General features: G+C 60.0%; 11 protein-coding genes. 6 read left to right on the top strand and 5 right to left on the bottom strand.

Features of this window, described 5'->3' with window-relative positions; all coding sequences use genetic code 11:
- Positions 1-93 precede the first annotated feature (93 nt).
- A complete protein-coding gene (locus AB6B39_RS00730; protein WP_284371880.1) occupies positions 94-1,338 on the top strand; it encodes an MFS transporter in 1,245 nt (414 codons plus the stop codon).
- 15 nt (positions 1,339-1,353) lie between these two features.
- Here AB6B39_RS00730 and AB6B39_RS00725 read toward each other — a convergent pair whose 3' ends face one another.
- Positions 1,354-4,356, bottom strand: a complete 3,003-nt coding sequence (locus AB6B39_RS00725) for a CHAT domain-containing tetratricopeptide repeat protein (RefSeq protein ID WP_284371882.1) — start codon at positions 4,354-4,356, stop codon at positions 1,354-1,356.
- A 153-nt stretch (positions 4,357-4,509) separates the two neighbouring features.
- On the opposite strand from AB6B39_RS00725, the gene AB6B39_RS00720 reads away from it, so the two are divergent.
- The 3 genes from AB6B39_RS00720 (at position 4,510) to AB6B39_RS00710 (ending at position 7,889) form a co-directional block, all read left to right on the top strand.
- The gene (locus AB6B39_RS00720; protein WP_284371884.1) at positions 4,510-4,806 is read left to right on the top strand and encodes a hypothetical protein; all 297 of its coding nucleotides are present in this window, start codon (positions 4,510-4,512) and stop codon (positions 4,804-4,806) included.
- An 84-nt stretch (positions 4,807-4,890) separates the two neighbouring features.
- A complete protein-coding gene (gene gyrB / locus AB6B39_RS00715; protein WP_284371886.1) occupies positions 4,891-7,350 on the top strand; it encodes a DNA topoisomerase (ATP-hydrolyzing) subunit B in 2,460 nt (819 codons plus the stop codon).
- The gene (locus AB6B39_RS00710) at positions 7,347-7,889 is read left to right on the top strand and encodes a hypothetical protein (protein WP_284371889.1); all 543 of its coding nucleotides are present in this window, start codon (positions 7,347-7,349) and stop codon (positions 7,887-7,889) included. The genes gyrB and AB6B39_RS00710 overlap by 4 nt, the downstream gene beginning before the upstream one ends.
- 31 nt (positions 7,890-7,920) lie before the next feature.
- Here AB6B39_RS00710 and AB6B39_RS00705 read toward each other — a convergent pair whose 3' ends face one another.
- Positions 7,921-8,289, bottom strand: coding sequence for a hypothetical protein (locus AB6B39_RS00705; protein WP_284371891.1), 369 nt, complete (start codon positions 8,287-8,289; stop codon positions 7,921-7,923).
- A gap of 162 nt (positions 8,290-8,451) precedes the next feature.
- Between AB6B39_RS00705 and AB6B39_RS00700 the strand changes: the two genes are divergently transcribed.
- Entirely contained in the window at positions 8,452-8,853 is a 402-nt protein-coding gene (locus AB6B39_RS00700; protein WP_284371893.1) for a MarR family winged helix-turn-helix transcriptional regulator, read from the top strand.
- Positions 8,854-8,897: 44 nt separating this feature from the next.
- Here AB6B39_RS00700 and AB6B39_RS00695 read toward each other — a convergent pair whose 3' ends face one another.
- Positions 8,898-9,254 carry a hypothetical protein gene (locus AB6B39_RS00695; protein ID WP_284371895.1) on the bottom strand — a complete coding sequence of 119 codons (357 nt, stop codon included), beginning with the start codon at positions 9,252-9,254 and terminating at the stop codon, positions 8,898-8,900.
- Between the two features lie 140 nt (positions 9,255-9,394).
- Between AB6B39_RS00695 and AB6B39_RS00690 the strand changes: the two genes are divergently transcribed.
- The gene (locus tag AB6B39_RS00690; RefSeq protein ID WP_371398667.1) at positions 9,395-10,717 is read left to right on the top strand and encodes a mechanosensitive ion channel family protein; all 1,323 of its coding nucleotides are present in this window, start codon (positions 9,395-9,397) and stop codon (positions 10,715-10,717) included.
- 4 nt (positions 10,718-10,721) lie between these two features.
- Here the strand turns inward: AB6B39_RS00690 and AB6B39_RS00685 are convergent, their stop codons facing one another.
- A complete protein-coding gene (locus AB6B39_RS00685; RefSeq protein WP_284371899.1) occupies positions 10,722-11,489 on the bottom strand; it encodes a hypothetical protein in 768 nt (255 codons plus the stop codon).
- A gap of 40 nt (positions 11,490-11,529) precedes the next feature.
- Entirely contained in the window at positions 11,530-11,874 is a 345-nt protein-coding gene (locus AB6B39_RS00680; protein WP_284371901.1) for a hypothetical protein, read from the bottom strand.
- Positions 11,875-11,893: the final 19 nt, after the last annotated feature.

The raw sequence follows: 11,893 nt of genomic DNA, 5'->3' as shown, positions 1-11,893 counted from the left end.
AAAGCGCCTCGCACGGGCGCTTTTTTTATGCGTACAATGAGCGGGACCGGATTCGGGCGTGTCCAAGCCAGGGCTTTGCTGTAAGCGCCGATCATGACAGGGGACACGCCACAGCGCGACGATCAGTTCGCCGCCTTCCGGCACAGCAGCTATTCGCGCTATTTTACCGCGCGGTTTTGCTCGGCAACCGCTGTGCAGATCCTGGCCACGGCGATTGGCTGGCAGCTCTATGATGAAACGGGTAGCGCACTGCTGCTCGGCCTGATCGGGCTGGTACAGTTCCTGCCTGCCGTTCTACTGGTTATTCCAGCGGGACTTGCCTCGGACCGGATGGGACGGCGTCTGATCATGGGCAGTGCGATCTGGCTGGAAATGCTATGCGCGATGGTAATCCTGCTGCTGGCGCTGACCGGCAATTTCGATCCCGTTCTCGTTCTGACAACATTGACCGTGTTCGGCGTCTGTCGCGCCTTCTACACGCCCGCCGCCTCGTCACTGGCCGTCAATCTGGTGCCGAAAAAGGACTTCCCCAATGCGGTCGGGTGGAACACGGCGAGCTGGCAACTCGCCCATATTGCAGGACCCGCCGCGGGCGGACTGATCTATGGGATTTCTGCGCAAACGGCTTACGGGACGGCTGTGGTCTTGCTGTTTCTGTCCGGCTTTCTGATCTTCTCCATTCCGAAGCCACCGCAGCGGATCGAAACAGAACCGACATCTCTGTCCGTTCTGCTCGGCGGGTTTTCCTATGTGTGGCGGGAAAAGGTCGTGCTGGGTGCGATCAGCCTCGATCTGTTCGCCGTGCTGCTGGGCGGCGCGGTGGCCCTCATGCCGATCTATGCGCGCGATATTCTGGAATTGGGACCGCAGGGGCTCGGCCTGTTACGCGCGGCGCCCGGTATCGGTGCGATCGCCATGTTGCTCGTGCTGACGCGTTTTCCCGTGCGTGATCATGCCGGCAAGATCCTGCTCATCACTGTCGCCCTGTTCGGGCTGGCGACCGCCATTTTCGGCATGTCTCGGCTTGCCTGGCTCTCCATAACCGCGCTGATCGCGGTCGGAGCTTTCGACATGGTCAGCGTCTATATTCGCGAGATCATCCTACAGCTCTGGACGCCGGACGAAGTGCGCGGCCGGGTCAATGCAGTGAATGGCATCTTTCTGGGTGCAAGCAACGAGCTGGGCGAGTTCCGTGCCGGGCTGATGGCAGCTGTATGGGGGGCGGTCTTTACCGTGACGGCAGGCGGTATCGCCGCGATCGGTGTCGCCGCGCTTGTCGGCAAGGTCTTTCCGGGGCTTGCGAAAATACGCAAGCTGGACGAAGCCCCGGATCGCTAGGTCCGACGGCTAAGCTTACCGCCCGACAATAACAAATGGGGCCCAGATACGGGGGTGGTCCGCCCCCGGCAGATCAGATGCGCGCAGATCCGACATGGCCTGGCGCAGCGCCTGTTCGGGTGACAGACCCTTCGCAGCACCCGCAATCGTGCGTGTCGACAGAAAGGCGGCGGCATCGTCCCGCACGGGCCAGTGCGAGACCATCAGCGTGTCGGCACCGCTATAGAGAAAGGCCGATGTCAGGCCGGACAGTCCTGGCGCACCCAGCGTCCGGGCGCCCGCCGTATTGCAGGCGGACAGAACAACCCAGCCGCCATCAATATCGTACTCGGTAATCTCGCTCTGGGTCAGAAGCCCGTCATTGCGGGTCGACGTCGCCTCACCGTCTGGTGGTGTCAGGACGAGCGCCGGTTCCTTCAGGCCGGGGATTTCGCCGGATACCAGCGCATGGGTGGCAAAGCTGATGACGTTATAATCCTCGAACCCGCTCTCCCGGACATCGGCCTCGGTCGCATCTGCGGCCAACAGAACCTTGGACCTGCGCTTGCCGAAGAACTGCGCGACAGTGTTCAGCTCCTGACGCGTGGCGGGCAGGGACGGCAGGCTTCGGATCGCGGCGGCGTCACCCATGCCGCCCCGCATCAGGATGCCCGGACCGAATGAGGCGATCGCCGACATATAGGTCGGGTCGGGTGAAGCCTGGTCGTCAGGTGTCTGGTTCTCAGAGACCTGGCCGGCAGGCGGCGGCGACAGGGTCGGGTCGCCAATGCCGATGAACCTGGCTCTTTCAGAAATGGGCTGGCCCGTGCCGAGATTGGACAGAACCGGCAGGACACGAAGCCCTTTGGCTTCCCCAAGCCATGTCCCGCTTTCGTCTCTCAGCGCGGCAAAAGGGACGGAAAGCCCGTCTCCGGGGGCGTAGATCAGAAGATCGGACAGTTCAGAGAGCGCGTCCTGCAAATTGTCCGGGAACAGCGTGCGGTAGAGATTGGCTGCGCTGTCGAGCCCGTCATCGCCAGTCGATGTTATGTCGACACTCATTCGCAGGGCGCGAATGTGTTCGATCAGCTCGACATGCGTCGCGGCAATCGGGGCATGGATCGTCGTGTCCTGTGTGATCAGGGCCGCTGCCGGGAAGACGTCACCCATATGAAGGATGAGCAGGCCTTGCCCGTCTGCGAGACGCGACCGGACGGCATCCGAGCGTGTGGCGTCCCAGTTGAGTGCGTGTGAGTCCATCTGCTCCAACAACTGGCGAACTGTGGCCAGCTGTTCGTTTCGCGCCTTGGCGGCATCGGACAGCGCGTCCGACCCGGCGGCCAGCGCGGCCAGATATTGTCGGTCCAGTTCGGTGTAGCGTTGCCGCGCATCCTGCAAGGTGCGCAGGGAGTCAGCATCATCCGTATCACGCCGCAAGCGGGCGGCAATCGCATTTTCCGCCACTTCATCGAGATGGCGCAGCTGCATCGCCTCCAGCGCGTCGTCGATCCGACCGTCCCGCAAGGACAGTCCAGCGGCGACGTCGAGGGCTGGGTGATAGATCGACAGACGTCCCGGATCGTAATCGGGCGCCAGTCGGGCGGCGGCTGTTTCCCGGGTGGAAATCGACAGGGCGTCCCTGATCGCGGCCTGGCGCGCGTCGGCGTTATTCAGACCGGCCAGAATGCGTCCCTGAAGGGCGAAAGGATGATCCGTCATGCTGCGCGCTTCGGCAATTGACACGGCGCTGACAGCAAAAGGTTGCGCCTCGTCCTTCGCGCCCTGCTTGACCGCGTTGCGTGCCAAAGACAACAACACCGGAACGCGTTCCGTATTTTCTTCTCCGCTTAGTTCAATAAATTCCCGGTCCGCTTCGATCCAGCGTTCCCGTGCCGTCTCGTAGCGCCCGGTGCGATCAGCCGTTTCCGCCAGAACCGCCAGCGAGAGCGTGGCCCGCAGGGGTTCGCCCCGGCCTTCGCCTTGCTGGAACAGGCGTCTGGCCTCGACCAGATGGGTTTCGGCGGCCTCTTCATCACCAAGCTTCATGAGAGCAAAGCCCAGCGAATGCTGGGTGATGCCCATTTCGCGGCTTTCAGGATCAGGATCATTGCGCCGTTGTTCGAGAACGTCGACCAGGATCGTTCGGGCTTCTGCAAAACGACCCTGATTGGACAACATGCTGGCATAATTATTCTGTGCGAATAGACGCGTCGGCTGACCGGCGGGCAGCCGCGCTGCGGCCAGGTCAGACGCCCGTCGATTATATTCAACTGCCTGTCCCGGTGCATTTGTGCGGTCATAGAGCGCGGCAAGGGATGTCGTCTGTCCGACGACACGTTCCACCTGCTCGGGTCTGTCCGGATCATGTTCGGCGGTGGACATGGCCACGGCCTGCTTCATCCAGTCGATGGCCAATGCATAATCGTTGCGCGAAAAGGCGATGGCCCCCTTATTGTAGAGGATTTGCGACATATCCATGCTCGACGGGCCCTGCACGGCTTCGACGGCGATACGCTGTTCCTCGAGATAAGCTTCGGACTGCTCGGGTTCTCCGCGCATCCGGGCAATGGTGACAAGGCTGCCGAGCGTCTGAATCGACTCATCGCTCGGGTGATGACCGGCCAGCTTGAATTCTTCATAAGCCTTTTGCAGACCCTCATAGGCCTTGGCAGGGTCACCCAGATAGAACTGCGCCGTGGCCTCGAGGTTGGTCAGGGCCGCCCAGGCGGGATGGGATTCGGGTAGAACGCCCTCGGCCTTGGTGCGGGCCGACGCCACGGCGGCGATGATCGCATTCGGATCGGTTGGGGCCAGGTTGGCGTCGATGTCGCGAATTTCACCCAGGATAGCGCGTTGTTCGGGGCTGGCCGCGTCCAGAAAGGCGTCCGCATCGAAAATATCGACGGGTGTCCTGTCTTCAACGCCCGTCTGTGATGTGGGCGTATCAAGGGACGGATTTTCAGCCACATCCTGTTGCGGCGAACAGGCGCAGAGGCTTGCCATCAGACCAGATGCCAGAACGGCTTTCATGTGTCGCATGTGTGAAGTTCTCCCGCGTTTGGGGGAATTATGTTCGCAACAGTCTTGCGTTGCAAGGCCGACAATAGCGGCTCTTGCGCGCTGCAGCTTGACATTGCCGATACTGCGATTACCCGTGAAAGGGCAAAGCAAAGCAAAGCAAATGAGGGTGCTATGGATTACGATGATTTCGACTTTCTTCTCATGGGTGACGATCTCTGGACCGGCCCGGAGGATAATCAGTTCTTCCCGCCTGAGACAGGTGGTGTGGGCGATGCGTCGACACGGGTTACGGATTTCGATCCGTTTTCCGACTTCGGATCGATCACGGTGACGAACGCGATCGAGGGCGTAACCAAGGTTCTGTCGGTCGCGCACAATAACGGAATTGACGGGGACCCCGTCGCCATCAAGCAAATAGCGACGACGGCAGGAGCCCAGCTGTCAGTGGGCAATCTTCTCTTATCCTAGTCAGCAGGGAAGACTGTAAAATTCGTGCATTATGCGGCGTAAAACCCTACATGTAGGGCATCCGAAACGATTGATTCGAGCCGTATGTCCGACCCTGCCGCCGCCCTTCCCGAACAGCCCGAATATGGGGCTGACAGTATCAAGGTCCTGAAGGGTCTGGATGCGGTTCGGAAACGGCCGGGCATGTATATCGGCGATACGGATGACGGCTCGGGCCTGCACCACATGGTCTATGAAGTCGTGGACAATTCCATCGACGAAAGCCTGGCCGGGCATGCCGACAAGGTCGAGGTGACGTTGCACCCGGACGGATCCTGTTCCGTGCGCGACAATGGCCGCGGCATTCCCGTTGCGATCCATGGCGAAGAAGGTGTCTCCGCCGCCGAAGTCATCATGACCCAGCTTCATGCTGGCGGCAAATTCGATCAGAACAGCTACAAGGTCTCAGGCGGTCTGCACGGGGTCGGCGTGTCAGTGGTGAATGCCCTGTCGGTCTGGCTTCGCCTTCGCATCTGGCGTGATGGCAAGGTTCACGAGATGGAATTCAGCCACGGCGATGCCGTCTCTCCGCTTAAGATTGTCGGCGACGCGCCCGAGGAAACACGCCGCGATGGGTCGACCAAGGTGCTGACCGGTACGGAGGTGCGCTTCATGCCGTCCGACGAGACTTTCACCATGACGGAGTTCGACCGCGACACGCTGGAGCGGCGTTTGCGCGAGCTGGCCTTTCTGAATTCCGGGGTGAACATCACGCTGACCGATGAACGTCCCGAAGAACATATCGTTACGCAGCTTTATTATGAAGGTGGGATCGAGGCCTTTGTGCGCCATCTCGACGCCAACAAGGCGCCCGTCATCGACGCACCGATCGTGGTCGAGAAAGAGGTTGACGGCATTACGGTGGAAGCCGCCCTGTGGTGGAATGACAGCTACCATGAGAATGTCCGCGCCTTCACCAACAACATCCCACAGCGCGACGGCGGCACGCATGTCGCCGGTTTTCGCGGCGCGCTGACCCGGACCATCAATAAATATGCCGCCCAGTCCGGGATCGCCAAGAAAGAGAAGGTCAATATTTCCGGTGATGATGCACGCGAAGGGCTGACCTGCGTGTTGTCGGTCAAGGTGCCAGACCCGAAATTTTCTTCCCAGACCAAGGACAAGCTGGTGAGTTCCGAAGTGCGTCCCGTCGTGGAGAGCGCGATGGGCGAAGCGCTCGGCGACTGGTTCGAGGAAAATCCGACGAGTGCGAAACAGATCGTGCTGAAAATCGTGGAGGCAGCCGCCGCGCGCGAGGCGGCGCGCAAGGCGCGTGACCTGACGCGCAGAAAGTCCGCGCTCGACATTGCCAGTCTGCCCGGCAAGCTGGCCGACTGTCAGGAACGTGATCCCGCCCTGTCTGAAATCTTCATCGTGGAGGGCGATTCCGCTGGGGGCTCGGCCAAACAGGCGCGCGACCGCCAGAACCAGGCAATCCTGCCGCTCAAGGGCAAAATCCTGAACGTCGAGCGTGCGCGTTTCGACCGTATGCTCTCGAGCCAGGAAATCGGCACCATGATCACCGCGCTCGGCACCGGCATCGGGCGCGAGGATTTCGATGCGGACAAGGCGCGCTACCACAAGATCGTCATCATGACCGACGCCGACGTGGACGGCGCGCATATCCGTACGCTGCTGCTGACCTTCTTCTACCGCCAGATGCCGGAGCTGATCGAACGCGGCTATCTCTACATCGCGCAGCCGCCGCTCTATAAGGTGGAGCGTGGTAAGTCGGTCCAGTACATCAAGGATCAGGGCGAGCTGGACGAATATCTGATCGATGCCGGGTCGAAAGACGCCACGCTGGAACTGTCCAGCGGGGCCGTCGTCTCCGGCGAAGACTTGAAGACCCGCGCGCGCGAAGCATTGCAGGCGCAAAGCCTGATCGACCGGCTGAAACATCGCGCGCCTGACAACATCATTTCGCAACTCGCCATCAGCGGCGTACTCGCGCCAGACGAAATGCCAAACCGGCTGGACGGTGCCGCGGCCCGTCTCGACCGTATCGCCGATGAAGGCGAAGATGGCTGGATTGCCCGTTACGACGATGACGGGGCGCTCGTGGTCGAGCGCGAGGTTCGCGGCGTGACCGAACGTTACGCACTGCGTCACGCCTTCCGGGAATCATCCGACGCGCGTCGCCTGAACCGCATGTCGGAGTCCCTGCAGGAGACATTCGACGGTACGGCCTGGTTCCGCCGCCCATCGAAATCGGGAGAGATCAAGGACGCAGTGCCGATCAATGGTCCGGCGCAATTGCTCGAAACCATTTTCGAAATCGGTCGCAAGGGCTTCAAGATCCAGCGCTATAAGGGGCTCGGCGAAATGAACCCGGATCAGCTCTGGGAGACAACGCTGGATGCCAATGCGCGCTCGCTTCTGCAGGTCAAGATCGAAGCCGCGGATGCGTCCGACGATCTGTTCACGAAACTGATGGGCGATGTGGTCGAACCCCGCCGCGACTTTATCATCAGCAATGCCCTCGATGCGGATGTCGACACATGAGAACCCTGTTCCTTATCGCGCCGCTGGCTCTTGCGGCCTGTACTTCGCCGCAGACTGCGTCTGATGCCTTTTTCGACAATATGTTGGCTCTCTGCGACAGGACGGTGACCGGAGAGGTCGTCAGCGATCAGGCCGTCGATGCGGACTGGATCGGACAAGTGCTGACCGTCGGCCCCGTCAGTTGCTCGGAGGATGTGATCCGCATGCCGCTCGCGGTCGGGAGCGACATGTCGCGAACCTGGGTTCTCGGTCGAACGGGCGACGCGCTGATTTTTCGTCATATTCATGTGGAGCCTGACGGTACGCCGTCAGCGGTCACGGACTATGGCGGACCGGCCCGGGATGGCGGAACCGCACAGCGGCAGGATTTCCCGGCGGATGAACAGACCAAGGCCAATTTTACGGAAAACGGTATCGCCGTATCCAACCCGAATGTCTGGACGCTGAGCATCGATGGACAGGCGCTCCGCTACGCATTGGCACGCCCTGCAACCGACACAGCCCCAGCCCGCGATTTCCGCGCAGAGTTTCCGCTCTGATACTGCTTCCGGCGAAACAGTAACAGTCCCGTCAAGTCCAGCGCCTTACCGCGTCGGCCGTGTCTCTAGGCCCGGTGTTGAACGCGATGTTCGCCTGCGGCGCATTGGCGTGCACCACATTGACGAGTGTTTCGAAGACAAGAAACTTGTCGTTATTCTTGCGAACGCCAGCGCCGATCAGGACCACATCGAAACGTGTGCCCCGCAGCATACTTGCAACCGTGTCGGCTGCGCTATCATCGTCATGAATGAAGCCGAGAGAGGCTTTGTAGCCAGCATCATTCAAGGCCTGTTCGTCAGCTCGCAGAGCAGCCTCGAGCGTTGCTGCGTCCAGTCCTGGATGTTTGGAATAGTCGACCACGCTGGGGTGCCAGCCAATCAACAGCACATGTTTGCCCATAGGAAAGTTCCTTTTCACTTGTCGCTCGGTCCCACATAGGAAGGGACCAGACATTAGAAAGTTTACATGTAAACTTTCTTAGAGGCTTTACTTTACATGGCAACAAAAAATGTGACCCCCGTTCGATCCATCGGCAGAAGTCTCAACTTCGCTACAGGGCGCATGAACGCACTCTGTGCGAAACGGCTGGAACCACACGACCTCACCCTTCCGCAATGGGTCGTTCTGTCATGCATCTGGCGCGACGGGCCGCTACGAATAACGACGATCTCCAACATGATGAGAAGCGGCGTGCCGGCCACGTCGCGTATCGTGGCGCGTATGCAGGAACGTGGCCTTCTCTACAGAAAGCCGTCCGGGGACGATGGCCGTGTGAGTGTCGTCGATGTGACGAAGGCAGGACAGGCGCTCGACCATCTGTCCGATTTCCATGAACAGATCAACGATGCCTTGTTTGACGGCTTTTCGGCTTCCGAAAAATCACTCGCATTCGACATGCTGGAACGTTTGCGGTCGAATGCCGAAACCGCGCTTGAAACTGATATGACGGATACGGGCCGCTAAGGCTGGCGTGATCAATCGGCCTGTCCGCCGCAGACGGGTGAGAACTACCGGTCTTTCGCCAGGCGTAGAACCTCGTCATTCAGGCGATCCGTTTCCTTTTGCAGCGTCTTCTGGATCGCCTGTTGCATTTCCATCTGGCTGCGGTCGAAATCACGCTGCGCTTCCTGTTTCAGGCAGTCGAGATAGTAAGCCACCTTCAGCGCATAATCCTGCATCAGCGTCTGTCTTTGCGGATGGTTTGCGGCGATGAAGGGACGGGCCGGACGCAGACATTCGGTTGCCGTCCATTCGAATGTCTTTCCGGGCTCCCGCGTAACCTCTCCGGCCCAGACCGGGGTCGCGAGGGCGAACCAGAGGATAGAGATAAGCGCGGGAAAGATCAAATGGCGACGAGCAGTCATGAGAGGCTCCGGTCAGGAAACAGTATGCAATCATGGCCGATTGAGCGACCTGCGCAAGTCAAACGCGCATAATGCAGGGCCTCTCTCTTGCCTGATGCTTTGCTGCGCGCCATAGAGCCGCCGCACGAACATCGGGGTCAATGACAATGGATATGGATGGGATGGCGCAACGCGCGCAGGGATGGCTGGAGCAGTTGACCGTCTGGCTGCAAAGCCCGGCTTTTCTCGCTCAGCTGGCTGCGATTGCGCTGGCCATTGTCATTGCGCCGATCGTGGCGTCGATCATCAAGCGCGCCATTCCCATGCTGCGGATTGCGCCAGCGGACGACGCATCGCTCTACAAGCTTCGCTTCGTGCTGTTCAGGGCCGGAAAGTTCCTGCGGGCCATCCTGCTGGTTGGCTTGCTGGCCGTGGCCGCGATCCTCTTGCGCGGCATGGAGCCGCTCGGGGAGGACTGGTTGGTCAAGATTGCGCAAAGCCTCGCCGTCGTCTTTCTGGTCTACCGCGCGATCAAGGTTTTCGTGGACGATCCGCTCTGGCGCAAGGTCGCGATCTGGACGCTGGTCCCGCTCGCACTACTGGCTGTGCTAGGCTACTTCGACGATCTGACAGCGGCGCTCGAGGCGGTTTCTCTCGGCGAAGACAGCGCCATCACCCTGCTGGCGGTCATCCGGCTGGGTCTGTTCGGCGCACTGTTCTTCTGGCTCGGCTCGCTCGGTAATGAGCGCGGGCAGAGCGCGATCCGGGCGCAGGAAAGCCTCGATGTCGGGGCGCGCGAAATCCTCGCCAAACTGCTGCAGATCGGCGTTTTTGCCGCCGTGGTCTTTCTGGCCTTCGGTGCTGCGGGTATTCCGCTCTCCGGTCTGGCGGTTGCGGTCGGTGCGGTCGGCCTCGGTATCGGGCTGGGCCTGCAGCCGATCGCCGCCAACTTCGTGTCGGGTCTGATCATCCTGCTCGACCGCTCCGTGAAGGTCGGCGATTTCGTCATGCTGGAAGGCGACGTGTTCGGACGGGTCAAGGCGATCAATATGCGCTCGACCACGGTTGCCACCGCCGACGGCAAGGACATCATCGTCCCCAATACGCATTTCACGGAAAGTTCTTACGAGAACTGGACGCATGACAGCCCGCTACAGCGTTACGAAGTCGATTTCGGCGTCTCCTACGATACGGACTTGGATGCGCTCGTGCCACTGGTTCGCGACGCCGTTCTGGAACATCCCGACGTGCTGGCCGAACCGGATGAGCCGAGCGTGGAATTTCGCAATTTCGGTGACAGCTCGATCAATATGTGCGTCGAATTCTGGTGTCAGGGGATCGATGACGGACCCAACAAGTTCACCTCCGACGTCGGCTTCATCATCTGGCGCACGCTGAAAGCCAACAATATCGAAATCCCGTTCCCGCAGCGGGTCACCTATCAGATTCCGATGCCACGCGCGGAGAAGGGGAAGGGTAGATAGCGTTTTATTGCGGATCGTCTTTCCCGGATGGAGCAACACGATCGATAAAGTATCCCGGCAGAAACTGCATGGCGAAGAATGCGATGATAAGGGCCAGAATGCCGACGACGCCGAGAATTTTCAGCAGCGCCTGACGCGGACTGAGCGTGATTACAGCCGTCTCGGCTTCGAACCGGACATCCTTTAAAGCCAGGCTCACGAGCGATCCCTTGGTTCCCGCCCGGTTGAGGTCATAAATCGGGATTGTCTGGAAGAAACCGCGCGTGACGCGGGCCGTCGCGTCCTCCAGTCGGGAACGATTCTGTTCGACCAGCCTGTCCAGAGCCTGCCGCGCAACGTCATCGCGCATGGCGTCGCGTTGTCTCTTGAGAAAGTCACGCGCGACATGTTTCAGGTCACTGACTTCCGCATCAGAGGCCTCTCCCCATGAAAAATCCATATCGACGGGTTGAATGTCGTCCAGATAAATTCTGGGTGCGTCATAGCGCAGCCCAGTCGTCAACTGACCCGAAGCTTGCGCCACTTGTTGAAACCCGTCTGCGCCAAAATCCACATCGACAGTGATCCGGTTGTCGGCCGTGAATGCGATGTCGGCGCGATTGACGGTGATCGTGACGCCAAAGGACTCATAGGTTTGCGACTGAATGGTTTCATTGATGGTGGCCTGAATATCCGATTGCGCCAGCCTGAGTTCAATATCGCGGGCAAAGGCGAAAATCGCCAGACTGATGAGGGTCAGGCCGATCAGGATCGTGAAAATCAGTTTCTTCATGGATGCGTCTCCATTAGGTCATCCGGCAAACAGGGACGGATCAGCCCGGTATGGTCCGGCTGACATAATGTTCGGGCAGCGCGACGGCTTCGCCTGTCAGAATACAACCTCCCGGCAGATCGCGGCCCGCGCGGTCCAGTAGATCGTCGAGCCACCCTGCGATCATGTCCGGCGTCCGTTCAGCCTTGCTCAGAATGCGCAAGGTCAGGCGCAGCATGGGCGCGTCCGGCACGCCGGCCATGACGGATGATCCGATCGGAAGCGTATAGGCTTTGATAAGAGGGCGGTCGAAGCCTTGGGTTTCAGCCATATCGCAAAGATCGCTCAACAGGCCTTCGGCGAGGGCTGTCAGATCCGATGTGTGGGTCAGGATAATATGGGGCATATCTGTCTCATAGGAAGTG

It is taken from the genome of Algimonas porphyrae, assembly GCF_041429795.1.
Classification (GTDB): domain Bacteria; phylum Pseudomonadota; class Alphaproteobacteria; order Caulobacterales; family Maricaulaceae; genus Litorimonas; species Litorimonas porphyrae.
Note: the sequence above shows the minus strand (reverse complement) of the source record. Positions and strands in the feature narration are given on the sequence as shown.

Coding starts and splice junctions, on each gene's coding strand:
- AB6B39_RS00680 (WP_284371901.1), bottom strand. CDS start 11,874: ATGCCCCATATTATCCTGACCCACACATCGGATCTGACAGCCCTCGCC.
- AB6B39_RS00730 (WP_284371880.1), top strand. CDS start 94: ATGACAGGGGACACGCCACAGCGCGACGATCAGTTCGCCGCCTTCCGG.
- AB6B39_RS00690 (WP_371398667.1), top strand. CDS start 9,395: ATGACAATGGATATGGATGGGATGGCGCAACGCGCGCAGGGATGGCTG.
- AB6B39_RS00725 (WP_284371882.1), bottom strand. CDS start 4,356: ATGCGACACATGAAAGCCGTTCTGGCATCTGGTCTGATGGCAAGCCTC.
- AB6B39_RS00710 (WP_284371889.1), top strand. CDS start 7,347: ATGAGAACCCTGTTCCTTATCGCGCCGCTGGCTCTTGCGGCCTGTACT.
- AB6B39_RS00700 (WP_284371893.1), top strand. CDS start 8,452: ATGAACGCACTCTGTGCGAAACGGCTGGAACCACACGACCTCACCCTT.
- AB6B39_RS00685 (WP_284371899.1), bottom strand. CDS start 11,489: ATGAAGAAACTGATTTTCACGATCCTGATCGGCCTGACCCTCATCAGT.
- gyrB (WP_284371886.1), top strand. CDS start 4,891: ATGTCCGACCCTGCCGCCGCCCTTCCCGAACAGCCCGAATATGGGGCT.
- AB6B39_RS00695 (WP_284371895.1), bottom strand. CDS start 9,254: ATGACTGCTCGTCGCCATTTGATCTTTCCCGCGCTTATCTCTATCCTC.
- AB6B39_RS00720 (WP_284371884.1), top strand. CDS start 4,510: ATGGATTACGATGATTTCGACTTTCTTCTCATGGGTGACGATCTCTGG.
- AB6B39_RS00705 (WP_284371891.1), bottom strand. CDS start 8,289: ATGGGCAAACATGTGCTGTTGATTGGCTGGCACCCCAGCGTGGTCGAC.